The organism is Snodgrassella sp. B3800, assembly GCF_026535865.1.
Classification (GTDB): Bacteria; Pseudomonadota; Gammaproteobacteria; order Burkholderiales; family Neisseriaceae; genus Snodgrassella; species Snodgrassella alvi_E.
The window spans coordinates 42,440-65,376 of the sequence record NZ_JAFNPH010000004.1 but is presented as its reverse complement, the minus strand read 5'-3'; the positions used below and the strand labels follow the sequence as shown (position 1 = coordinate 65,376).

The following is a 22,937-nucleotide window of genomic DNA, read 5'->3' as shown; positions in this document are numbered from 1 at the left end:
ATTTTTTCTCAGTTGTATTTAATTTAGTTTAAACTAGCTAGCTTATCTATATCATCCTTATTTATATAAAAAATTATAATAATGATATTGTAAAAAATGATTTTGATTATTCGGAATAGTCGTAACTTAAGCTAGATTCTATATCAAAATAATATTTCATTTCTGCTGAATTTCATGTGAATTATTTATTATGAACTACTATAGGGGGAAAAATAATTGATACCCTACTGATAAATTTCTTTACCTATAGGGCATCAATTTATTCTTACTATCTCTTTTCTTGTCGCCTTATAAGATAGACTGCCAAACTTAAAAATAAAAGTGTCGGCAAAAAAGCTGCTACCGGTGTTGGCACTCCATATAATTGACTGGTAAAACCAAATAAACGACCCGAGAAATGAAAAAACAAACCCAAACAGATGCCGTAAAATAGTTTCAAGCCCATATTACCGCGCCGGTTTTGTTGGGGTGTAAATGCCAATGCCACCAGCGCCATAACAATGCAGGCTAATGGATAAGCAATTTTGCGCCACCAAGCGAGTTCATAACGAATTATTTGCTGGTGATTATTTTTCAGGTGCTTGATATACGTAGATAATGCGACTATAGACATTTGCTCTGGTGCTACCAGCAAAATATTAAGCAGCTGATGATTTATGGACATATGCCAATCAACATTTTCCAGATGGTTTACGACAATCTGATGTGCTTGTAATATCGATTGGTTTACCTGATGCAAATGCCATTTTGTCTGTTTACCCGCCTGAGTATGCACATCTACATTAGCACTGGCAGCATGTAATGTTTCACTTAAATGAAATTGATCATCGTGTCGGTATATGCTGATATCTTTTAAACTACCATCTGGCAACATTTCTGCTACATTTACAATATCTTGGCCCTGTTTGAGCCAGATACCGCTATCTCCAGCACTAATAGTGTTTTGACGAGCGTGCAACTGATATTGTTCTGCATATGGTCCTGTTTTAGGAACCACATATTCACCTAATAATGCTGCGATAATTGCAAACATTAGACCAAATTGCAGCATCATACCAATGATGCTGGCCAGACTGATTCCAGATGTTCGGATGACGGTAAATTCACTATGGCTGGCCATCTGATTCAGACAAACCAAAGCACCTACTAGTACGGCCAGAGGCATCAGTTCGTAAGCATGAGTGGGAATCAACAATAAAACATAAAACAGCATTTTATCGGCCGTATATCGTCCGTCACCAACATGGCTAATTTCCCCCATAATATCGAAGAAGCTGTACAAGCTAATCAGCGCTAAAAGTGCATAAATTGTACAAATCGATAGTTGGCTAATTACATAACGATTGAGCAGACGCATCAGGAGCGGCCTCCCAGCAATGATGTAAATGCTGTTCTAAATGGTGCTGAAGGCATATCCCGCCAGCGTAATAGAAATAAAAACACCAGAAACATCAACAGATGCATTGGTATGATACCCAACCAAAGCGGAATACGTCCATTCTCAACTAAGTCACGTAGAAAAGTGAGCCCGTTCTGGTAAATCAGGAAGATGGCTATTGCAATCAGGATATTGTAGGTATGTCCTGTACGCGGATTAAAATAAGACAAAGGTAAGGCAAGCAGAGCCAGAATAATTACGCTAATCGGTAGTGACAACCGCCACATCAGCTCTGCTTTATAAATAGCTTCATTACTACTTAATAGTGCCGCAGTTGGTATGGTATGTCTATTTTGCTTCGGATCAATAATCATTGTATTGACACTGATTACAAGTGTCATTTTGTTAAATGAAGCTCTCTGATAATCTGCCTGTCCGGGTTGTCCGTAATAGCGGAATCCGTCTTCAAGTGTCAGAATTCTTTTTTCTCCATCCTGTTTAAACTCCCCTCTTTTGGCAAATATGGTACTGTCTTTGCCATTTTTTTCTTTTTCACGTACAAAAAGATTGCTGGCCTTGCCCGTATCAGGATCAAAAGTTTCAATGAAATAAACTCGAGGATGGCTTTTGCCTATTTCTCTGAATACGCCCGGTTCGAGCAAAGACATTTCCTGTTTCTGTTTCAGTAATTCTGCAAATTCTCGGCTGCGCCATTCTGCCCACGGCTGTATCAGCATTGATACCAGCGCAACCAGCACAGCAAATGGTATGCTGAATTTCATAATTGGAAAAATCCAATTTCTTAATGATAAGCCACTGGATAGCCAGATTACCATCTCACTGTCACGCCAGTAGCGTGTCAATACTGTAATGATGCTGATGTAGGCTGTCAGAATTAGTAATACCGGCGTCAGACCTATCGTCCAAAACCCAATCAGCGCTGTTACCGCATCAATGGCTACCCGCCCGCTGGCAGCTCTTCCAAGTAAATTGATTGCCTGAGTGGCCACCAGTACAACAAGTAAAATCACGAATATGCCAACGGCCGTCCATGATAATTCTTTAATAAATTGGCGTTGATAAATCATAAATTAATAAACACATCTGCGACTGTCCATATTTTACTGACAGCCTGCGTTACAATAGGGGAATCCAAATCTGCCTGAAGGCTGATTTGAACAGAATATATACAACGCCCTTAGATTGGGAGAAGAAATATGAAATTTAGCATAAAAACCGAACTATTGCAGCCGCAAAACAACAGTTCTTTACTGATTATCGCCGCTGCCAACAATAATCGCAATAACACAGTTATCGATACTTTGCTGTCTCAATTAGACCAGCAAGAAAAAGATTTTCTTGCTACACATACACTTGAGCAGAATCAGCTACAAGCTGTAGCGGTTGCACGTATAGAAGAAGAGGATTATGCCAGCATACAAAAACTGGCAACATCTGTAGCATGCTGGGCCAAAGAACAAATTCGGATTGATGTGGATCTGAGTTTAGTTTCAAAAGTCATTGTGCAAAAATGGGTACAGGCATTTACTATCGCTGTAGGTGAGGCAGTTTATCGTTTTGACACTTTTAAAAAAGATGCTAAGCCGATCAAATTGGAGCAAGTACATTATTATACTACTCAAGAAGTAAATGAATACCTTATAAAAGCTGAAGCCATAGTTTACGGAATGAATATCTGTAAAGACCTTGGTAATGCACCCGGTAATGTATGTACTCCATCCTATCTGGCCTCTACAGCGGCTAGGATTGCTGAAAATGTAGGTGCCAGTGCCCGTATCATGTCTACAGCAGAACTTCAGGAAATGGGGATGAATGCGTTACTGGCTGTAGCTCAGGGCAGTACAGCAGGTGCATACCTGATTGAACTGCAATATCATGGCGCTCCTGAAGCGGATGAGAAACCAGTGGTATTGGTAGGTAAAGGTATAACCTTTGATTCGGGAGGAATTTCGCTTAAACCGGGCGCAGCTATGGATGAAATGAAATTTGATATGTGTGGCGCAGCTTCAGTTATCGGAGCGTTTGCAGCTGCAGCAAAACTTAAGCTGCCCTTAAACCTAGTTGCAGTTATTCCTACTTGTGAAAATATGCCATCGGGTAATGCTGTCAAGCCTGGTGATGTAGTAAAAGCCATGAATGGATTAAGCATCGAGGTGCTAAATACTGATGCAGAAGGCAGGCTGATTTTATGTGATGCGCTGACCTACGCGGAACGTTTCCAGCCTAAAGCTGTTATCGATCTCGCTACTTTGACAGGTGCATGTATTATTGCTCTGGGGCATGTAGCTCAGGGAGTACTAGGCAATAATCAACCACTAATAGAACAGTTGTTAGAAGCAGCCAACAATATTAACGATAAAACTTGGCAGTTGCCGTTATTCGATGAATATAAAGAACAGCTGAAATCCAATTTTGCGGATTTGCAAAATATAGGTGGCCGGCCCGCTGGTACGATTACTGCTGCGGCATTTCTTTCTTATTTTACAAAATCCTACCCATGGGCACATTTGGATATCGCTGGTACAGCATGGCATTCCGGCTCTAATAAAGGTGCAACAGGCCGACCCGTGCCACTGCTAGTGGAGTATCTGCTTCAACAAGTCTAAATGCGAAATGATATGGCCACTACCACTTTTTACACGCACCTCTCTGACATAGTTTCGTTCACCTGCCGGCTGACACAAAAAGTGTTTAAAAGCGGGCTAAGTGTATTAATTTGGCTGGAAGATGCAGGTAAAGTCAACGAACTTGATCATGCTTTGTGGTCATTTAACGCTACTAGTTTCCTGCCACATGAAATCTGGCCTCACTCACAGCCTTTACCCGTAGAAGGACAATGGGTATTACTTTCTTATGGCAATGATTTACCTGCTATTAAAAATGATTGGGTAGTTATTAATCTGGCAGATGTTTATTGGTCTGAAGCACCACAAAGACCAGAGCGTGTATTAGAGCTGGTGGCTAATGATCTGGATGAAGTCGCAATGGCAAGACAAAGATTCCGTACTTATAAGGAAGCAGGATTCGTAATCGAACACCATGATATGCGTAAAGAAAAATAAATCGTCAAACTAAAATTAGCGGGTTTTTATTAACCCGCTAATTTTATATTTTTATTTCAAAAGTTTGCTAACGACTTGCGATAAAGGCGTATCGGTTACTGGTTGCTGTATGATATTTTGCAAGGTACGGCTATCTAGAATACCAAACTCAGGACGCTTAGCTGCACACTTATAATCTGCGGTAGCGATGCGTTCTACCTTTACTTTACTATAGCGATCATCTATTTTGGCAGCTTCGATAAAAATGCGCTGAGCAAATTCTGCCCAGCTCATTTGCTGACTACCAGCAAAATGGAATATTCCACGTGGCGAACTCTTTAATTCAGCTAGGCGGATGATGGCTTCAGCTAAATCTCCGGCATAGGTTGGACAACCAATTTGGTCATCAACGACCCGGATAGTCGGTGCTTCCAAACCTTTTTGCAACATAATTTTAACAAAATTGTGACCATGTTCACTGTAAACCCAAGAAGTTCGGATGACTGCAGTTTCAACATGGGCATTTAAAGCAAGTAATTCACCTGCCAATTTACTGTGTCCGTAAATATTTGCTGGATTAGGAGCCATATTTTCAGTGAGCACCACATGATGATGTCCATCAAATACCTGCTCAGTGGACAAATGAATCAAACGTGCACCAATCGACTGTGCAGCCTGTGCTAGATTCAGAGTTCCGGTTGCATTAACTGCAAATGCTTTATCGCTATCTGTTTCAGCGGCATCGACTTTAGTATAACCGGCAGCATTGATGATCATATCCGGTTCAAATGTCTTAACCATATTGAGCACATTATGTGCATCTGTAATATTCAGTGTCTGAGAATCACTGGCTATCAATTCCCAGTTTTCAGGAAATCTTTCCCGCAAGCAACTTCCTACCTGACCTTTTGAACCCGTTAATAGAATACGCATAGCGAAGCCTTTATTATCAATGAGCAATGTAATAATTAATATTGTAATATCAATAATGCTGCATACATTATGTAGGATTAGTAAAATAAACTAACAATGAGAATATTGTTACACAACGAAATTTTATTTTCAGCTGTGTTTGATACATTAATTAAAGAATGTTTGATATAGATAGATTTTTAACTGCTATAACAAACTACCTTTTAACCAAGAAGCACTCTGCTCATGGCGTATTGTCCAGCGACAATCATTACCCAGCAGTCTAAGATCGACTGATTGCCATTCAGATTCATTCAATGCCTCTTGATTTTCGGGAAGTTCGATTGCGTTTCTTGCGGATGAACCTAGAATCTTCGGCGCCTGATAATAAATAATTTCGTCGACTGCTTGGCCTGCCAGTAAAGCAGAATTCAAGGTTGCGCCCGTTTCCGCGAGAATCAAACCGATATTACGTTGAACCAGTATAGGCCAAAGTTCGGAAAGTTCTATTTGTCCGTGATGGTTTGGAGGCAAGGTTAGAACGGAAACATGGGAATACGGTGCAAAAAGGGCCTGTTTAGCCTTGTCTCGGATAGTAGTCACAATTAATGTTGGGCTATTTGTATCCTGAATCACATGGAAAGCAGGAGTAATACGCAGCTGACTATCCAAAATAATACGCACTGGCTGGCGCAAGGCTTTAAACCTCCGCACATTTAGCAGTGGATCATCTGCAATAACGGTATTGATACCAGTTAAGACTGCACAGCTCTCAGCGCGCAATGTCTGAACATCATTACGAGCAGCATCACTTGTAATCCACTGGCTTTGCCCATTACTCAACGCAGTTTTACTATCAAGACTCGCTGCAATTTTAAGTCTGATATAAGGCTTGTTTCTTTCTTGTCTAGAAAGGAAACCTGGATTAAGTTCACGCGCCTGTAAGGTAAACAATCCGCTTTCAACATTCACACCTGCTTGTTCCAGCATCTTTATACCCTTGCCACTGACCTGTGGATTAGGGTCTAGCATGGCCACAACAACGCGCTTAATACCTGCTTCAATCAACGCCTGCGCACAGGGCCCCGTCCTACCTGTATGACTGCAAGGCTCTAGTGTGACATATACAGTAGCATCGTGAGCCAATGATCCAGCCTGTTTCAAAGCATTAACCTCAGCATGAGCTAAACCAGTTTGCACATGGAAACCCTCACCTACTATCTGCTCGCCACGAGCAATGACACATCCAACACGGGGATTGGGAGAAGTAGAAAACCGCCCTTGCCAGGCCAGATCAAGGGCGGTTTGCATAAATTTTTTATCCAGCTCGGAAAAGCTCATCATTAACTATTCTGTAAATTAATTGTTTTCAAAGTAGCAGCAAGAGCATCATCAGAGGCACTATCGCTGCTGGCACAAACTGTATACAGATTTCCATTTGCCACTAGTGCAACACAGCTTTCATTTAATAAAGTGCCGTTCTGCTGATGGCTGAAGCGGTAATTCATGCGGTTTTCAGTAGCAATTCCCAGCTTAACTTTGCTTATGGCTGCGTTGTTTTTCAAGCTGTCCGCTAAATTTTTAAAATATTCGTCTGGTTTAATTTTCATTACGCCCAGATTATTTACCGCCAGTGTAATATTGCTGTCATCATCGTGCTGCAATAATGTCAGATTCTTTACCTGACTCTGATCAACCCAGTCTGAGGCACTATCCAAAACATCAGTAAAATCACCATCTAACACAATGCTAACTTTGCCATCGTTACTGCTTAATGTTTGAGTAGAGTTTGCATTAGACGCAGAAGCCTCACTGGCACTACTTGCTGCCTGAGTATCGCTGGCATCAATCGTTACAGAGGTATCTTTCTGTTTACAAGCAGATAAACTCAGCAAAGCGATTGCAACCAGCAACCATAAACGAGATTTCAACATGATAAATTCGAGCTTTCATGACAAGGCATAATAGTTACAAAGTATAACAAGATTTAGCCGCCATTGCAGCGAACAGAAAGAAACAGCATGAGAATTTATACTTCTAATTTTTCTTTTTTAAACTAGCGATGAGCTGTGTGAATTCTGAAACATCATGAAAACTTTTATATACCGATGCAAAACGGACATACGCTACTTCATCCAGTTTTGCCAGTAACCCAAGTACCATATCTCCAATCATATGGCTGGGCACTTCTTTAATACCCATATGGTAAAGATTGGTTTCAATCTCTGCTACTGCATTCTCAATACTTTCTCTATCCATTGGCCGTTTATGTAATGCCCTACTTATACTGGTATAAAGTTTAGCAGGATCAAACAGCACTTTTTCACCTGTCCGCTTGATAATCAAAGGCATGCGCATTTCCACCACTTCCAGTGTACTAAAGCGGCTATCACAGGCAAGACAGCGGCGACGGCGACGAATACTATTATTACCTTCACTCAGACGGGTATCTATTACCTGTGTATTATGATGTTGACAAAAGGGACATTTCATATAAATGCAAATTGATAAAAAAAAGAATTGAACAACTATTGTGGCAGGCACTACCAAGGCTGGCAAGCTTCTTTATGTGCAGAGTTAGAACAATTCGAACATGAAGCGCAAACTTATCCACCTGTACACAAATTTCAGCGCAAAACTGCGGGTAAAATCTGGGGATAACTATAATATACTATTGTTTTTTAGAGAATATTTTTAATTGATTAAAAAATAGGCAATTTATAAATACCTACCAATATTAAGTGTATACAACAATCGGGAACGGTATATTCACTGAGCTAAAATATCTACATCAACCTGTGAAAACATAATAAACATTGAAATAAAATTCACAAATAAACAAAGATGTGGAAAGTTTGCTTAAATTTTGGATTTATCTAAAACAAAAAGAAATGCTCTATTTATATATATTGTAGATATTACAAAATTAATAGACATAATAATTGTGATTACAAGAAAGATATCTGTAAAAAAGCTACTCAGTTAAATATTTTCGCATCAGCAGGCAATTCACCGTAACCTCTTTATTAAGCGGCAAAGCACATTCTCCCAAAGAAACATAGCCATTGATTTCATAAAACTTTACAGAATTAAGCGATGCATACAGCTTCAGCATCCCCAAACCTGCACGAATGGCAACATTTTCAGCACGCTGCAACAAAGCCGTTCCTAACCCCTGATTATGTACAAACGGATGGATATATAATGCATCCAATTGTGCCTCAACAAGATCCATTTGAAAAAAACCCTGTATATGGCCCTTATAATCAACTACCCATAAAGCTTTATTTGTATCAGCCAGAGTATGTAAATAACTTTCAATATTTAACAATGATAACCAAGCTTTCAACACGGTTTCATCATACTTGCGTGCGCAAGTATATTGCACTGCATAGCGATGCGCATTGTAGATGTCTTCACAATCCTCCGCCCGTGCCGGACGCAAATAAGTAATAATACTCATAACAATTCTTTAAATTAGGTCTGCACTACGTAGATTTACTCATCAAGTATTAAGATTTTATATCACACGCACATAATTAAGCAAAACAACACCTTTCATTCATGATAAGCAGGTGATAGCATATAGATAAATATCATACAGCGACAGGTTATAACATCATGAATAAAAAAACTATTTATTTAGCTGGCGGTTGTTTTTGGGGTATGGAAGGCTATTTTAAAGGACTAAAAGGCGTATTGCACACGGAAGCAGGCTATGCCAATGGACGTACTACTAATCCCAGTTACGAAGAAGTATGCAATCAAAATACCGGCCACGCCGAAACCATCAAACTTGAATACGATGCAGACATTCTGTCCTTAACCGATATTCTGCGTCATTTTTTCCGAATCATTGACCCCACTACCCTAAACCGGCAGGCCCACGATGTAGGTACCCAGTACCGCAGTGGTATTTATTATGTTGATGCAGCTGATCGCGATATTATTCAGGCGGTCATCAAAGCCGAACAGGGTCGGTACACAGCACCAATTGTTGTGGAAAATCTGCCATTACAAAATTTTTTCCCGGCTGAAGAATATCATCAGGACTATCTGGATAAAAATCCACAGGGCTATTGCCACATTGATCTACAAAAAGCGCGTGAACCATTGCCCGAACTGCCTCAGCCAACTACTCTTACTCAAGCTTACAACCCCGATTCTTTTCACAAACCCGATAATGCTGCTTTACATCAACAGTTAAGCGAAGAAGCCTATCAGGTAACACAGAATTCTGCTACCGAACGACCTTTTAGCCATCCCTATGATGAGCTTTTTGTTCCCGGTATTTACGTGGATATTGTAAGTGGAGAACCCTTATTCAGTTCGCGTGACAAATTCAATTCCGGCTGCGGCTGGCCCGCTTTTAGCCAGCCAATTCAATCAGAAGCCGTTAGTGAACATCATGATAACAGCCATGGTATGCAACGCACAGAGATACGTAGCCATCAGGCTGATTCGCATTTAGGACATGTATTCAATGATGGTCCGCAAGAACGGGGTGGTTTGCGCTACTGTATCAACGGCTCTAGCCTGCGCTTCATTCCATATGATGAAATGGAAGCAGCAGGCTATGGCGCTTATAAGGATATGGTCAAATAATATCTACCGTTTAGGCAGCACGGGTGCAATAGCCATGCTGCCTGATTAAAGATTTGAATATTACTGCTCATATCTAGAACCAAAGCAATATTTAACCGATATTATTTTGAAATTAAGAACCTACATCTCTCTATGCACTGATGCGGACAACAACGAATAATAAAAAATTACCTGAAAACGATCAAACAGGTATCATGTGAACTAACCAAACCTAAACCCATCAGGAACACCCCGTTATGCCATGGAATTTTCCGATATTGCTCACTTGGTTGCGTATCCTTATCATTCCTGTATTCACCCTCTTATTTTATTTGCCTACAGACTGGATCAGCGACCGTCAGATTATCAACTGGCTAGCGGCAGGCTTTTTTGCAGCCGCGGCCATTACTGACTGGTTTGATGGATATCTGGCACGCCGATGGGGGCAAACATCTAATTTTGGTGCTTTCCTTGACCCAGTTGCCGATAAACTAATGGTAGCTGTAGCCTTGATATTGCTAGTAGCAACCGGCCGCACATACGCTATATTTGCCATGATAATTATCGGGCGGGAAATCACCATTTCTGCTTTGCGTGAATGGATGGCCCAACTGGGTAAACGCAATAGTGTGGCAGTAGCCAAACTAGGCAAATTCAAAACCGCTGCTCAAATGGGTGCCATATTTATACTATTGATGACATCTCCCCCATTAGCAGAACCCAATCTGCTATGGAAAATTGGAAATATTCTGATGCTTGTGGCCTGCATTCTGACCATCTGGTCCATGCTGTATTATTTAAAAATGGCTACTAAAGAATTTAAATCTTAAAAAATCATAGTGAAAGCAAAAAAAAACAAGCAAGCTTCATTAATAGCCTTGACACAGATTTTTTCATCGATATAATGTTGCTTCTTCATTCAGTACGAATGAGCACCGCGGGAATAGCTCAGTTGGTAGAGCGCAACCTTGCCAAGGTTGAGGTCGCGAGTTCGAGACTCGTTTCCCGCTCCAAAAAAACATGCTCACATGTATAAAGTGAAATGCGGGAATAGCTCAGTTGGTAGAGCGCAACCTTGCCAAGGTTGAGGTCGCGAGTTCGAGACTCGTTTCCCGCTCCAGATTTTGATTTAGTAGTTGCTCTACCCGATTGAGTAAATATTTAAGATTTAAGGCGGGATGGCAGAGTGGTCATGCAGCGGACTGCAAATCCGTGTACGCCGGTTCGATTCCGACTCCCGCCTCCAGATAATTTGAATAGTTTTATGGCGGGGTGGCAGAGTGACTATGCCACAGTGTGCAAAGCTGTGTAGGCCGGTTTAAATCCGTGCCCCCGCCTCCAACATAAAAATTAATACATCTTTTGTATTAATTTCCATCCGCCCGGGTGGTGAAATAGGTAGACACAACGGACTTAAAATCCGTCGGCTCTTAAAACGGCCGTGCCGGTTCGATTCCGGCTCCGGGCACCATTCTATACTCGCCTATACTCATCAATGCACAAACTTGTACAAATGAGTTTAGACCTTAGATGTTTAAAACTGTTCAAATTTTTAATCCCATTTATAGCAGAATATAACATCTCCACAAAGAATTGGTACACAGCAAATTTTTTGATTATCTTCGTACAGTCTTATTCAGTTACAGATTTGAGTGTGATATCAGCAGTTTTCTATGCAAACTTGAGAAAACAAACTAGAATTTAACTGTGATAATTAATCCAAATAATATTGCATCCAATGGTAAGCCTTTAATCAGTTCAGATATAGCTTGAGTTTTTTTTCTGATATTGCTCAATCAAAGTACTCAACGAAAACTTGAGTTTTAGGCATTACAAGTATCAATCTTAATATACGTATTAACTTACTTTATTTTAAATTTTAATAAGCAGATGTGTGAGCTTAAGAAAAATCTAAATCCTTGCATTATGCTCTATTAATTCTTCAGGCTAAAAAACCAAAAAATAATAAATTATACAAATAACACGTATTTCTAAGAATGTCAGAAGCTTATCAATCACAAATTAGTCAAAAACATATGCGTTGTGAAAGTTAAAATATTTATTCCAAACATTCTAACCTGAAAATAGTAATAAACAGATAAGCTTTCGACATCAAGCTAGTTACAGACAGTATAATAACTTGATAAAAATTAAATAAATTCATCAATGTAAAAATACATAATCAATAATATTAAAATAATTTAATTCTGTTTATGCGTACTTTGTCTCTATATCATCTGGATTATTATTTAATAATTCAAGCATTTTTGAGTCTATCAGCTAATTTTAGAGCTTTTTATCTCACAAAAGTTACTACCTGAGAGAAAGAAATAACTTAAAGAACTACCCATGCAAAATATGCAGCAATTAAGTCTTAATTCAGCCTTGATATTATGATGTAATAAGATAAACGTTATTAATCAAAATGAGCTGGTGTACTAGATTAATACATTTTGATGATTGATAATATAGCACCTTTAATCTATATTTATATCAATTTTTAAAAAAAGAATATTTTACACATTCATATTGATTGGAAAAACGAGCAACAACGAAACTGTAAATTAATTATTTATTAAAATTTTCAACAATTCATACATTTTTATAAATAAAAATATTTAAATACAAAGATATAAATTTCTACTCATTAATTAAAATTTATTTTACAGTATTTAGGCTTGAGATTATTACAGCCCCATAGCTTGACGAATTAGCTGATTTTTAAGCGAATCTAAATTATTCACCATATTCATTCCCTGATTGCGCAACCAGCTTATTCCGGGTAGGTAATTATTGGCAAACAGTCTGAACAATCCATCACAACCCTGCTGCATTGTACGCACTGCTAGTAAGCGGGAACGCTGATATTGTCTGAGCAAAGACAAGCTACCTAAATCATCGGCATGTGCTAGCAACTGACTGAGATATTCTACATCTGCGAAACCCAGATTAACACCTTGTCCAGCCAAAGGATGAACGGTATGTGCTGCATCACCAATCAAAGCTATACGCTGACTGATGATAGTCTGCGGCTGGCGCTTAATAAGGTCGAAAGCAAATACCGGAGTGATCGGGCTTAATTCACCCAACTGATAATTGCCTGCTTCAGCTATTTTACAAGCAAAATCTTCACCATTCAGGTGTGAAAGCTTGTCTGCGGAAGCTGTAGACCAAACAATAGAAATTTGATGCCCTGGTAAAGGCAGATAAGCAAGAATATCGCCATGACTAAACCACTGGTAAGCGCAGCCGTGATGATATTTTTCTGTGTTGAAATTAGCTACCAAACCTTGCTGCTGGTACGGTGAAACGTTTACTGTAATACCTGCCTGCTGCCGTAGCCACGATTGAGCACCATCAGCACCTATGAGTAACTGACTGCGATAAGAAGAGCCATTTTCCAATGTAAGCTGTGCTGACCAGACGTCAGTGCTTATCATTTGGGGCTTACTTTGCACAATGGTTACATCAGTCTCTACCAAAGCAAGCCATATTCTGGCTAGCAAATAGCGGTTTTCCAGCATGTAATTCATATAAGGTACTTTTACGCTGGCTGCATCAAAACTGATATGCCCGTTGGTGTCGCCATATACTTCCATACGGCTTACTGGCTGTACTCTCTCTGCAGGCCATACACCTAATTTATTTAAAAGCTGTTGGTTGGCTGGGCTAATTGCATAGATACGCGCATCCCATGATTGAGTCAGACTGGTCAGGTTGGTTGTTGGTGGTGCTTTTTCTACTAGTAATACACTTTTGCCCTGCTGCTGCAATATGAGTGCCAATGTCGCTCCAATTAGCCCACCACCGAGAACAATGATGTCAAAATCTGTTTGCTGCTTATGATGCATTTTACGTCCTTATCATGCCAATATTCTTATTCAGCAAATTTTGTGAAGGATGAATTCAGACCATAAACCAATTGTTTGGTAAATGACTGTCTGAACTCTGGTATAGCACCCAGAATACTCATCGCAAAACTCTGGCCGTAAGCCAGACCACTATGGGCATGATCAAACAGTTGAACCAAAGCATGTGTGAAACCTACAACCGCATTCGCATCATAAGCACGTGCTTGTGCATAGTTTCGCGCCAAAATATCATTATCCAGTTTTGCAATATCAAATGAGCCAAATACGACACTTAGTGTTTCTGCATCACGTACACCCAAATTCAGTCCCTGAGCAGCCACGGGATGCATGGTCTGAGCTGCATTACCGATACAGATTACTCGCTGGCTGTAAACACGGCTAAGCTGCCGCAATTTTAGTGGAAAAGTTGCCACATTGCCTATCTGACAAAGCCGGCCAAGACGGTTTCCCAGCACCGTTTGTAACTGCTGATTCATCGTATCCAAATCCATCTGCTGGCGTTGTTTTGCTTCCTGCGGCGTACATGTCCATACCAAACGAAAATCATTTGCATACGGCAATAATGCCAATGGACCGTTAAGGGTGAAACGTTCATAAGCAACAGATTGATTGGGTAATTCAAATTTAAGAGTACTGACCAAGGCCTGTTGCTGATAATCGTAGCTGCGTATCTGAATATCAGGTAAGTCTGCGGCCAAATTACCGCCCTCAGCGAGAATTAGCCATTGCGCAGTAAATATGCGTGTCTGAAACTGGCTCTGGCACTGGATAGAAGCCCAATGTGGCGTTGTATGTATTTTTTCTACCTTAGTCTGCCATTGTACGGGAACCCGAAGTTTAGTCAGTGCTTGTTCACAGGCCTGAACCAATTTCACATAATCAATGGTGGCACCGAGATAAGGCAGATTTATATCCTGAGCTGACAACAGTACTCGACCAAAATAATGCTGCCGCGAAACGTGCACCTTCTGAATGAAAGTAAAAACATCGTCAGGGAGTTCCACTCCTGCATGACGAAATACTTGAATACTGTGATACGACAAAGCCAGTGTACGCTGATCGGTCAGTCTGCTGCCGGCGGCACGAGCTTCAAGCAATAATACAGATTTTCCCTGTTGCTGCAACATCAGGGCTGCAAGCATACCCACCGGACCAGCACCGATAATCACAATCGGATAATGTGACAATGGTTGCATGATGCACCCTTTTACAATCAGAAAAACAGATTCTAACGTAATTTACCACTCGATAAAGTAAAAACAACCATATAAGGATTATCCCTATCTGTACTTGGCATAGATTTTAGTGCGGCAGTTTTACTGCTCATTACACATGTGTTTTCTATGGCAGATAAAGCTAATTATCTTATTGATCGATTGAAGTTGTGGTCTGGTTTTTTCTTTATTACTAGGAAATGAATATTGTCTACTAGCTTTGCACATGTGCTCAAGGCTAATTATGTTTAGCCTTTTTTCGCATCAGTACACCACCTATCAGCATAGCCAGCAGTTGAGCGCTAATCAATGTGACTGCTGTCATAAACCAGCCACCACTTTCAAAAGCATGGCCACAAAGCAGTGAACCCGTAAAACCACCAGCATAGTAACACATGTAATATAACCCAGAAGCCAATGAACGGCCTTCTGTGACATTAGCAGATATATAAGTGATGGTGGAAGACTGAGTAATAAAAATACCACTACTCATCACGGCAAGTGCCAAAACAATCATCCACAATGGATGCAATAATGTTAATAATACACCGAAAATCGACAAACTCATGGCCATTAATACAGTTAGATTAGTTCCAAATTTGATAATCAGACGAGCTGACAACGGCGTAATAATCATACCTATTAAATAGACCGCAAATATATTGGCCAGTTGCGAGCTTGAAAGATTATAAGGTGGCTGATCCAAATACAGATTAATATAAGTGAAACATCCAACCAATGAAAACAGTACACAAAAACCCAGTGCACACGCCGCAAGAACGTAACGATTGTGCAGATGATGCCAGAGAGTCTTCAATGCGGTTGAAACCTGTGGCTTAGCTTCAAACTTTTTGGATGCTGGCAAGTTGCGCCAAACCAGTATGCCCCCCAGCAAACTGATGATACCCATTATCATAAATGCATGTCGCCAGCCGATAAATTCAGTGAGATAACCCATCAAAAACCGGCCAAGAAAGCCACCAAGCACTGTACCGGAAACAAAGAAACTCATTAGCCTGATGCGCGGATTGCCACTGAATTCTTCGCCTATATAAGCCAGCAATACTACAGTGATACCGGGAACTGCCAACCCTTGTACAAATCGCAGCCACCAAAGCCAGCTGATGCTATGCACAAAAGACAGCGCCAGTGTTGGGATAGCGATAAATATGATTGAACCAACAATAAACATCTTGCGTCCGAAAGCATCTGAAATCATACCCAGAAATGGAGACATCAATGCGACTGCCAGTATAGTAGCGCCTACGGTTGAGCCTACAGTAGCAGCACTGGCATGAAACTCCTGCATTAGCACAGGCAATATGGACTGCACAGAATAGACTTGCACAAAAGCCAGGGCCCCGATGAGTAATACGGTAAATATGAGAGCAAGATTTAGTTTAGGTTTGGCTAAAGCCGCAGATAAGTCAGACATAATCGATTAAAACTATTCAACTTCACTTATCAATCATGTGAAATCATCAAGATAGGTGAAGCAAAGGGTTATGAATAATGTTTTTTAACCTGAGTTAAATTTTGTGGAATGGTAATTATACCCTTTATATGAAATATTGCTTTTCTGCTTTTCAATAGGTTTGAGAACAACTTTAGATTTTTAGCAGTAATAATTTCACGCATGATAATAAATAAATTTTCATTCAATAAATTTTTTTTATTTTTTTCATTACATTTAGACTAAATCACTTCAACAACTTTAAAAAGATATTGCTTATATTGGTGTCGTAAGACAAATAGATGTTTTTCAAATGCACAGGTATGGTAATTTTAAATTCATTTATTATAATTATGAGTTGCACTTGTATTACTTGTAAAAACAGAACGAAATATTAATCAAACCTTGATGTATATAACTTAACTTTGAAACTTTACACTAAAATATTCATTTTCAGTTATCATAAATAGCTGACTACATTTTTTTATATTATTAAAGTAGATAGATAAACAAAAATCATTCAGAATAACTAGTATTAAAATTAAATTAATGTCAAAATAAACTTTTTTATGTAATAAAATGCAATTTTGCATCACTCATAAACTTTAACTTTAATCTATGTTTCGCTGCCTGTTGCATCAATGCGGCAGTAATCCTCAGGATCCTTGCATTATGGCAATAAGTTTTTTAGATAAAACCGACCTAAAAATCCTGCAAGTTTTACAAGACAACGGTCGTCTTACCAATGTAGAGCTGTCTGAGCGTGTGGCACTATCGCCCTCACCTTGCCTACGCCGGCTAAAGCAGCTTGAAGAATCAGGAATCATCCGTCGCTATGCTGCGCTACTAGACCCAAACCACGTTGCACTTGGATTACAGGCTTTTATTCATGTTAGTGTAAACAAGAATAAACAAAAACGAGATGAATTTACTCAAGCAGTGCAAAATTGGCCGCACGTTCTAAACTGTTTTGCCTTAACCGGCGAATCAGATTATATTCTTCAAGCTTTTTTTTCCGATATGAATGCTTTCTCACATTTTGTGTTGGAAACATTGCTGGCCACACCAGGGGTGGAAGATGCCAAATCTAGTTTCGTTCTGAGAGAAATCAAGGCAACGACTTCTTTACCACTGGAACACCTGAATATCAGTTAGTATATGAGAAAAACGATGAGCCAGGCACAATCTGATTAATCAATTATTTCTAAATGTTAAAACAGTTAATATAAAGGCAATATCGAGATTTATGTCTGCCAATGTCTATTCTGATGATGATATCTCCGCCATTTGCCAGCAATGGCTAGAACGGGCAGTAATCGGCCTGAATCTTTGCCCTTTTGCTCGCAGACCATACCAGCTACACAGACTGCGCTTCAGTATCAGCCATGCTAGACATACTGATGCATTTCTTGATTTGCTAGAAAACGAATTACACCTTTTATTACAGACACCAGCCACTGAAATTGAAACCACATTAGTTATTGAACCAAAATTATTCGCTGATTTTGAGGTTTTCCTCGACGTAGTGGCTCTTGCCGAACAAGTTTTAGAAGATATTGATGCCACAGGCACCATTCAGATAGCACCATTCCATCCAAATTTTCAGTTTGCTGATGAACCACCTGAAGACATTACCAATTATACAAATCGAAGCCCATATCCAATACTGCATCTGATTAGAGAAAGCAGTATAGATCAAGCTGTAGCCGCCTTTCCTGATGCAGGGTCTATTTTTGAACGCAACAAAACATTATTGCGCACGATGGGTACGGAAGGATGGTCTAGCCTCGGCATAGAATATCCACTACATAAAAAAAATAGCACTGAATAGAGATTACAATTATATAGATCAGAAAATTACAGTTTAACTAAAGCACGTCGGTTACAATCTAAAGACAATACATCTTAAATATCTTTGATTTAAATTCCCTATTTCCATTCTCTTTTAAAACAGAAAAACTTTTCTTCAACCATTTTTTATTTTTGTTGTTAAAATCGCGTTTGTTAAAATAAACCACCCTTGTAATGCTTCCTGTATCCCATTTCTCTTCTCTGTCCGCTTTAGCCATTTTGTGCCAAAAAAGTCACATATTGCGCTATGTCAGTGCATTTATCGGCTTCTTTATACCTGCAACAGTGCTGGCTGCTGGCTTACCAGCTAACGAACTGAGTCTGTGGTGGTGTCTTCCCTTTATTGGCGTGCTTCTTTCCATTGCTGTCAGTCCTTTACTGATACCACATCTTTGGCATCACCATAGTGGCAAAATTATTGCTATATGGTGCTGTATCTTCCTGCTACCACTATGCTGGCAATTCAGTATCATGACATGTGTTTCACTTGTTCTGCATACGCTACTGCAGGAATATCTGCCATTTATGCTTCTGCTACTGGCGCTCTATACCCTTTCTGGGGGTATAGTAATTCGGAATAGTGGTATTGGCAGTGTTAAATTAAATGTTTTACTTTTAGCAAGCGGTACCGTTCTGGCTGGACTGATGGGAACGACCGGAGCTTCCATGCTACTCATTCGGCCTATACTGCGTGCCAATGCACAGAGACGGTATCGTGCTCATATAGTAGTATTTTTCATTTTCTTAGTGGCTAATATCGGTGGAGGTTTAACACCGCTTGGTGATCCACCCTTGTTTCTGGGCTTTCTAAAAGGCGTAGGATTCCAGTGGACATTTAGTCATATGATTTTACCAGTATTGCTGAATACAGTGCTTTTACTAGTCTTGTTTAGCTGTATAGATAATTGGTTATGGCGACGAGAAGCCAGAATTGAGCCTCTATCACAACCACACAAGTCTACATGGACAATTGAGGGTATAATCAACTTACTGTTTTTGCTGGCAGTAATAGTTATCATACTATTGTCTGGTTTATGTAAAAATTTTCCAATCTGGCAGTTTTTTGGCATAGAAATTAGCTTAATAGCCTGTATTCGTGATGGTTTACTACTGCTGATTACCTTATGCGGACTGAAGTACACTCCATCCGCACTGCGTCAGCAGAATGAATTCAACTGGGCACCAATGCAAGAAGTCGGAAAGCTGTTTATCGGCATTTTTATTACCATTGCACCTGTGATGGCAATACTGCAATTAGGATCAGATGGTCAGTTTAGGCAACTAGTCAATTTCATTCACCACAATGGAGCGCCTGTCAATACGCTGTATTTCTGGATGAGTGGTGTTTTATCCGGTTTTCTGGATAATGCGCCAACCTATCTGGTATTTTTTAATCTTGCCGGTGGTGAAGCACAATTACTGATGCTGCAATTTCCTGAAACACTGCTGGCTATTTCCATGGGCTCAGTATTTATGGGGGCACTCAGTTATATTGGCAATGCACCTAATCTGATGATTAAATCAATCGCTGAGCAGCAGCATATCGCCATGCCCAGTTTTTTTGGCTATATGGGTTGGTCTTTAACTATACTTATTCCATTGTTTATTGTAGATACGCTTTTATTTTTATAATTTATCGAGAAAATAACGGCCTGTAAGGTTAATTTGTTATGCATTTATTGAAATACCTGCAAGCGCAGGGTCTGGGCAGCCGTAAACAATGTCAGGTGCTGATTAAAGATGCCGCTGTACTCATTAATGGGCAGCTTTGTACCGATGCACGCATGGAGATAGAACCATCGAATGTAAGCAGTCTGCAAATTGACGAAGTGAATCTCCCACCTGTGCCATTGCCCTACTTTTATATTCTGCTAAACAAACCTGCCGATTACGAAACTTCACACAAACCTCAATTTTATCCTAGCGTATTCAGCATATTACCCGAACCACTGCGCCATCTAAATATGCAAGCTGTTGGCCGGCTAGATGCAGATACCACCGGTGTTCTGATTTTGACCAACGATGGCCAGTTTAATCATCGCTGTACCTCGCCTAAACACAAGCTACCTAAAATTTACCGAGTTAGCCTGAAACATGCTGCTGATGAAAGTTTGTGTATGAAGTTAAAGCAAGGGGTATTGCTACATGATGACAATGAAACTGTACAAGCAGAAACGGCTGAACTGACCGACTCCCATACCCTGCTGCTTACCATTACCTCCGGAAAGTATCACCAGGTTAAACGCATGGTTGCAGCTGCGGGTAATCGGGTAGTTGCTTTACACCGTAGCGCATTTGGTCCCTGGCAAGCCGAAGATTTATCGGTAGGTGGCTGGCGTTTTTTTCAACCTGAATTCGATAAACTGCAACATGCTCAATACTGATCTTATTTTTCAGCTGATTAACATTATTGGTACTGTAGCATTTGCTGTGTCTGGCTATTTAGTCGGATTTCGTAAAAGGCTAGACATTCTCGGTGTAATAATCGTTGCTTTACTCACAGCAGTGGGCGGCGGCATGATGCGCGATGCCCTTATCGGACATATTCCGATGATTTTTAAAAGCAATACCTCATTGTGGACTATATTTATTACGCTTTTATTATCGTGGTTGTTTCATATTCAGTATCAGCGTCACCGAGTTCTTGCAGTATGGTTTGTGGTAGCAGATGCGCTCGGACTGGCTGCATTCAGCCTTACTGGTGCCGAAGTCGGCTTAGCATTGAAATTAAACTGGTTTGGCGTAGTCACCTTAGCCTTTGTTACTGCAGTGGGTGGTGGGATTCTGCGTGATATTTTAGTCAATGAAGTCCCGATCATTTTGCGTAGTGACATCTATGGAACTATAGCAATATTACTCGGGCTACTGTTATGCATATTGAATCATTGGAATATGGTTACACCATTGAGCATTAATGTGTTGTTTATCAGTGGTGTCATCAGCCGTTTAATCGTTTATCGCTACAACATCACCTTGCCTGGATTCCAAAAAAAGAAAAATTACAAAATATAACAAAAATACATGAACTTTCTCTGCAAAAAACAGTCTAAGTCATTAAGATGGTATCCATACGCAGCAACAAGCGTATAACCTCAAGATTTCAAATGCTTTTTAGTATTCTCTTGTCGAAACATTATTTTGGCCCTCTGCTGCTTCTCCCCTTGGCACAGAGGGTTCTTTTTATCTGAAGTGTATTTAATTTATCTACCAGCAATCCTTTTAATCAAGATATCCCCATTTTTATCAAATAAATAACAGCAAGCTGCAAATTTCTTCACTGATGAGCACTGTTTAACAAACTCAATCCAAACCTCATTAACGCTGAAGTTCATCACACCATGCTAGTTATTTTTCGCTAAAATGCCGACTGCAATTCGCAAAAGCTACCATTAAACCGTAAAATATTTTAAATATTGCTGGTTTTTTTGCTTGAAATCTTATTTTTCAACGCTATGTACAGTAAAGTTAACTTTAATATTCAAGATATGAAAGTATCCAAATAATGGACAATCGAAAACTACGATACATTGCTTCAGCTGTCATCCTCAGCCTTACCTTGAGCCCTTTAGCAGAAGCCAAACGCATTGGAGGCGGAGGAAACCGTGGTATGTCACGATCCAGCTATTCCAGCACGTATAGCAGCCCTTCCTACCAGTACAACCGCAGCAATTATGCAAATTCTTCGTCTAGCCGTCTAGGAGGAGGTAATAATGCAGGTATGTCACGCTCTTATTCAAATTCTGGACGCAATGATTACCGATACGGTAATAATCAGAATGGTTACGCCAATCAAGCTCAGCCTCGTGGAAACAGTACTGCACGAGTCATTGGTGCCGGTGTTGCTGGAGCAGCAATTGGTGCATTAGCCGGCCATGCTATGGCAAACCACAACCAGCAGCAACCTGCTACCACCAACGCTACCCCTGCAAGTGATTACAATAATGCGGCTAATAATGTTGATAATCAGACCATCCCTGAGGCTAATCAGCAGACACAAATGGCGCAGCCAGAGAAAAAAAGCGGGTTTAGCTGGCTATGGCTTCTCATTATTGTGATTGGCGGAGTCTATTTGTATCGCCGTTTTGCAGCAAAAAAAAATAATCAGGGCAATATACCTTACAATACTCAGCAAAACAGCAATCATTTCGGCACTCAGAACAATAGCAGTAATAGTGCCCGTACCAACATATTTGGTCAAAATCTAAGCAACAATAGCTCTGTCATGCCAAACAATTTTTCGGGTATGGCTGATGGCAGCAATACTGAAGCATTTCTTCGCTTTGCACGGCAACGTTTTAATCATGTGCAATCCATGAATAATGCCTCGAATCTGGAAGAAATTAGACGCTACTTTACACCTGAAATGTTTGCCGCCATCCGCGACGATATTATCCAGAATCAGGATACGGCCGAATTCAGCGACCTCAATGCCGAACTGGTAGACAGCACACAGGAAAATGGTCAGTACATTGCCAGCGTACGCTTCAGTGGACTAGTCAGTGAAAATCTGGGCAGCCCTCAGCAACCGTTCAGCGAAGTCTGGCATTTTGTCAAACCGCTTAGTAATCAGCAAGAATGGTTAATAGCCGGAATTCAGCAGGATTAATTGAG

The 22,937-nt window shown here is 40.2% G+C and carries 19 protein-coding genes, 5 tRNA genes and 1 pseudogene; 15 read left to right on the top strand and 10 right to left on the bottom strand.

Going from position 1 to position 22,937, the window contains the following annotated elements:
- Positions 1-268: 268 nt before the first annotated feature.
- Both lptG and lptF read right to left on the bottom strand, forming a co-directional pair.
- A complete protein-coding gene (gene lptG / locus J3U64_RS07110; protein WP_267408753.1) occupies positions 269-1,357 on the bottom strand; it encodes an LPS export ABC transporter permease LptG in 1,089 nt (362 codons plus the stop codon).
- Positions 1,357-2,466 carry an LPS export ABC transporter permease LptF gene (lptF, locus tag J3U64_RS07105; RefSeq protein WP_267408752.1) on the bottom strand — a complete coding sequence of 370 codons (1,110 nt, stop codon included), beginning with the start codon at positions 2,464-2,466 and terminating at the stop codon, positions 1,357-1,359. Before lptF ends, lptG begins: the two co-directional genes overlap by 1 nt.
- A gap of 129 nt (positions 2,467-2,595) precedes the next feature.
- Here lptF and J3U64_RS07100 point away from each other — a divergent pair, with 129 nt between their 5' ends.
- Together J3U64_RS07100 and J3U64_RS07095 are read left to right on the top strand one after the other, a co-directional pair.
- Positions 2,596-4,005: a leucyl aminopeptidase gene (locus J3U64_RS07100; RefSeq protein WP_267408751.1), complete on the top strand. Its 1,410-nt coding sequence runs from the start codon at positions 2,596-2,598 to the stop codon at positions 4,003-4,005.
- On the top strand, positions 4,006-4,461 hold the full coding sequence (locus J3U64_RS07095) for a DNA polymerase III subunit chi (RefSeq protein ID WP_267408750.1): 456 nt from the start codon (positions 4,006-4,008) through the stop codon (positions 4,459-4,461).
- Positions 4,462-4,512: 51 nt separating this feature from the next.
- On the opposite strand, the gene rfbD is transcribed toward J3U64_RS07095, so the two are convergent.
- From rfbD to J3U64_RS07070, 5 genes are all read right to left on the bottom strand, one after another.
- On the bottom strand, positions 4,513-5,373 hold the full coding sequence (gene rfbD, locus J3U64_RS07090) for a dTDP-4-dehydrorhamnose reductase (RefSeq protein WP_267391083.1): 861 nt from the start codon (positions 5,371-5,373) through the stop codon (positions 4,513-4,515).
- 186 nt (positions 5,374-5,559) lie between these two features.
- Positions 5,560-6,696: a bifunctional diaminohydroxyphosphoribosylaminopyrimidine deaminase/5-amino-6-(5-phosphoribosylamino)uracil reductase RibD gene (gene ribD, locus J3U64_RS07085; protein ID WP_267408749.1), complete on the bottom strand. Its 1,137-nt coding sequence runs from the start codon at positions 6,694-6,696 to the stop codon at positions 5,560-5,562.
- Positions 6,696-7,286 carry a cytochrome C gene (locus J3U64_RS07080; protein WP_267408748.1) on the bottom strand — a complete coding sequence of 197 codons (591 nt, stop codon included), beginning with the start codon at positions 7,284-7,286 and terminating at the stop codon, positions 6,696-6,698. The genes ribD and J3U64_RS07080 overlap by 1 nt, the downstream gene beginning before the upstream one ends.
- 103 nt (positions 7,287-7,389) lie before the next feature.
- Positions 7,390-7,845 carry a transcriptional regulator NrdR gene (nrdR, locus tag J3U64_RS07075; RefSeq protein WP_100141320.1) on the bottom strand — a complete coding sequence of 152 codons (456 nt, stop codon included), beginning with the start codon at positions 7,843-7,845 and terminating at the stop codon, positions 7,390-7,392.
- Positions 7,846-8,326: 481 nt separating this feature from the next.
- Positions 8,327-8,815: a GNAT family N-acetyltransferase gene (locus J3U64_RS07070; protein ID WP_100141321.1), complete on the bottom strand. Its 489-nt coding sequence runs from the start codon at positions 8,813-8,815 to the stop codon at positions 8,327-8,329.
- Positions 8,816-8,970: 155 nt separating this feature from the next.
- Between J3U64_RS07070 and msrAB the strand changes: the two are divergent.
- The 7 genes and pseudogenes from msrAB to J3U64_RS07035 form a co-directional block, all read left to right on the top strand.
- Positions 8,971-9,957, top strand: a pseudogene (msrAB, locus tag J3U64_RS07065) (bifunctional peptide-methionine (S)-S-oxide reductase MsrA/peptide-methionine (R)-S-oxide reductase MsrB); the annotation flags it as partial.
- Positions 9,958-10,193: 236 nt separating this feature from the next.
- Positions 10,194-10,766, top strand: coding sequence for a CDP-diacylglycerol--glycerol-3-phosphate 3-phosphatidyltransferase (pgsA, locus tag J3U64_RS07060; RefSeq protein WP_100141323.1), 573 nt, complete (start codon positions 10,194-10,196; stop codon positions 10,764-10,766).
- Positions 10,767-10,873: 107 nt separating this feature from the next.
- Positions 10,874-10,949: transfer RNA gene (locus J3U64_RS07055), tRNA-Gly, on the top strand.
- Positions 10,950-10,980: 31 nt separating this feature from the next.
- Positions 10,981-11,056, top strand: a tRNA-Gly gene (locus tag J3U64_RS07050).
- A gap of 52 nt (positions 11,057-11,108) precedes the next feature.
- Positions 11,109-11,182: transfer RNA gene (locus J3U64_RS07045), tRNA-Cys, on the top strand.
- A 20-nt stretch (positions 11,183-11,202) separates the two neighbouring features.
- Positions 11,203-11,277 (top strand) — tRNA-Cys (locus J3U64_RS07040).
- A 39-nt stretch (positions 11,278-11,316) separates the two neighbouring features.
- Positions 11,317-11,407, top strand: a tRNA-Leu gene (locus tag J3U64_RS07035).
- A gap of 1,216 nt (positions 11,408-12,623) precedes the next feature.
- Here J3U64_RS07035 and J3U64_RS07030 read toward each other — a convergent pair.
- The 3 genes from J3U64_RS07030 to J3U64_RS07020 all read right to left on the bottom strand — a co-directional run bounded on the left by J3U64_RS07030 (position 12,624) and on the right by J3U64_RS07020 (position 16,457).
- Positions 12,624-13,787, bottom strand: coding sequence for an FAD-dependent monooxygenase (locus J3U64_RS07030; protein ID WP_267408747.1), 1,164 nt, complete (start codon positions 13,785-13,787; stop codon positions 12,624-12,626).
- Positions 13,788-13,813: 26 nt separating this feature from the next.
- On the bottom strand, positions 13,814-15,004 hold the full coding sequence (locus J3U64_RS07025) for an FAD-dependent monooxygenase (protein WP_267408746.1): 1,191 nt from the start codon (positions 15,002-15,004) through the stop codon (positions 13,814-13,816).
- Positions 15,005-15,260: 256 nt separating this feature from the next.
- Positions 15,261-16,457, bottom strand: a complete 1,197-nt coding sequence (locus J3U64_RS07020; protein ID WP_267408745.1) for an MFS transporter — start codon at positions 16,455-16,457, stop codon at positions 15,261-15,263.
- A 690-nt stretch (positions 16,458-17,147) separates the two neighbouring features.
- Here J3U64_RS07020 and J3U64_RS07015 point away from each other — a divergent pair.
- The 6 genes from J3U64_RS07015 (at position 17,148) to J3U64_RS06990 (ending at position 22,932) form a co-directional block, all read left to right on the top strand.
- Complete coding sequence (locus tag J3U64_RS07015) at positions 17,148-17,630, top strand: Lrp/AsnC family transcriptional regulator (protein ID WP_100141327.1); 483 nt, start codon at positions 17,148-17,150, stop codon at positions 17,628-17,630.
- A gap of 91 nt (positions 17,631-17,721) precedes the next feature.
- Complete coding sequence (locus J3U64_RS07010) at positions 17,722-18,306, top strand: DUF1415 domain-containing protein (RefSeq protein ID WP_267408744.1); 585 nt, start codon at positions 17,722-17,724, stop codon at positions 18,304-18,306.
- Positions 18,307-18,566: 260 nt separating this feature from the next.
- Positions 18,567-19,958, top strand: coding sequence for a sodium:proton antiporter (locus tag J3U64_RS07005; RefSeq protein ID WP_416384988.1), 1,392 nt, complete (start codon positions 18,567-18,569; stop codon positions 19,956-19,958).
- A gap of 38 nt (positions 19,959-19,996) precedes the next feature.
- A complete protein-coding gene (locus J3U64_RS07000) occupies positions 19,997-20,710 on the top strand; it encodes a 16S rRNA pseudouridine(516) synthase (RefSeq protein ID WP_267408742.1) in 714 nt (237 codons plus the stop codon).
- Entirely contained in the window at positions 20,697-21,338 is a 642-nt protein-coding gene (locus J3U64_RS06995) for a trimeric intracellular cation channel family protein (RefSeq protein ID WP_100141331.1), read from the top strand. Before J3U64_RS07000 ends, J3U64_RS06995 begins: the two co-directional genes overlap by 14 nt.
- A gap of 490 nt (positions 21,339-21,828) precedes the next feature.
- Positions 21,829-22,932, top strand: a complete 1,104-nt coding sequence (locus J3U64_RS06990; RefSeq protein WP_267404852.1) for a Tim44 domain-containing protein — start codon at positions 21,829-21,831, stop codon at positions 22,930-22,932.
- Positions 22,933-22,937: the final 5 nt, after the last annotated feature.

Excerpts from the sequence above, each read along its gene's own strand:
- lptG (WP_267408753.1), bottom strand. The coding sequence starts at position 1,357 with ATGCGTCTGCTCAATCGTTATGTAATTAGCCAACTATCGATTTGTACA.
- lptF (WP_267408752.1), bottom strand. The coding sequence starts at position 2,466 with ATGATTTATCAACGCCAATTTATTAAAGAATTATCATGGACGGCCGTT.
- J3U64_RS07100 (WP_267408751.1), top strand. The coding sequence starts at position 2,596 with ATGAAATTTAGCATAAAAACCGAACTATTGCAGCCGCAAAACAACAGT.
- J3U64_RS07095 (WP_267408750.1), top strand. The coding sequence starts at position 4,006 with ATGCGAAATGATATGGCCACTACCACTTTTTACACGCACCTCTCTGAC.
- rfbD (WP_267391083.1), bottom strand. The coding sequence starts at position 5,373 with ATGCGTATTCTATTAACGGGTTCAAAAGGTCAGGTAGGAAGTTGCTTG.
- ribD (WP_267408749.1), bottom strand. The coding sequence starts at position 6,696 with ATGATGAGCTTTTCCGAGCTGGATAAAAAATTTATGCAAACCGCCCTT.
- J3U64_RS07080 (WP_267408748.1), bottom strand. The coding sequence starts at position 7,286 with ATGTTGAAATCTCGTTTATGGTTGCTGGTTGCAATCGCTTTGCTGAGT.
- nrdR (WP_100141320.1), bottom strand. The coding sequence starts at position 7,845 with ATGAAATGTCCCTTTTGTCAACATCATAATACACAGGTAATAGATACC.
- J3U64_RS07070 (WP_100141321.1), bottom strand. The coding sequence starts at position 8,815 with ATGAGTATTATTACTTATTTGCGTCCGGCACGGGCGGAGGATTGTGAA.
- pgsA (WP_100141323.1), top strand. The coding sequence starts at position 10,194 with ATGCCATGGAATTTTCCGATATTGCTCACTTGGTTGCGTATCCTTATC.
- J3U64_RS07030 (WP_267408747.1), bottom strand. The coding sequence starts at position 13,787 with ATGCATCATAAGCAGCAAACAGATTTTGACATCATTGTTCTCGGTGGT.
- J3U64_RS07025 (WP_267408746.1), bottom strand. The coding sequence starts at position 15,004 with ATGCAACCATTGTCACATTATCCGATTGTGATTATCGGTGCTGGTCCG.
- J3U64_RS07020 (WP_267408745.1), bottom strand. The coding sequence starts at position 16,457 with ATGTCTGACTTATCTGCGGCTTTAGCCAAACCTAAACTAAATCTTGCT.
- J3U64_RS07015 (WP_100141327.1), top strand. The coding sequence starts at position 17,148 with ATGGCAATAAGTTTTTTAGATAAAACCGACCTAAAAATCCTGCAAGTT.
- J3U64_RS07010 (WP_267408744.1), top strand. The coding sequence starts at position 17,722 with ATGTCTGCCAATGTCTATTCTGATGATGATATCTCCGCCATTTGCCAG.
- J3U64_RS07000 (WP_267408742.1), top strand. The coding sequence starts at position 19,997 with ATGCATTTATTGAAATACCTGCAAGCGCAGGGTCTGGGCAGCCGTAAA.
- J3U64_RS06995 (WP_100141331.1), top strand. The coding sequence starts at position 20,697 with ATGCTCAATACTGATCTTATTTTTCAGCTGATTAACATTATTGGTACT.
- J3U64_RS06990 (WP_267404852.1), top strand. The coding sequence starts at position 21,829 with ATGGACAATCGAAAACTACGATACATTGCTTCAGCTGTCATCCTCAGC.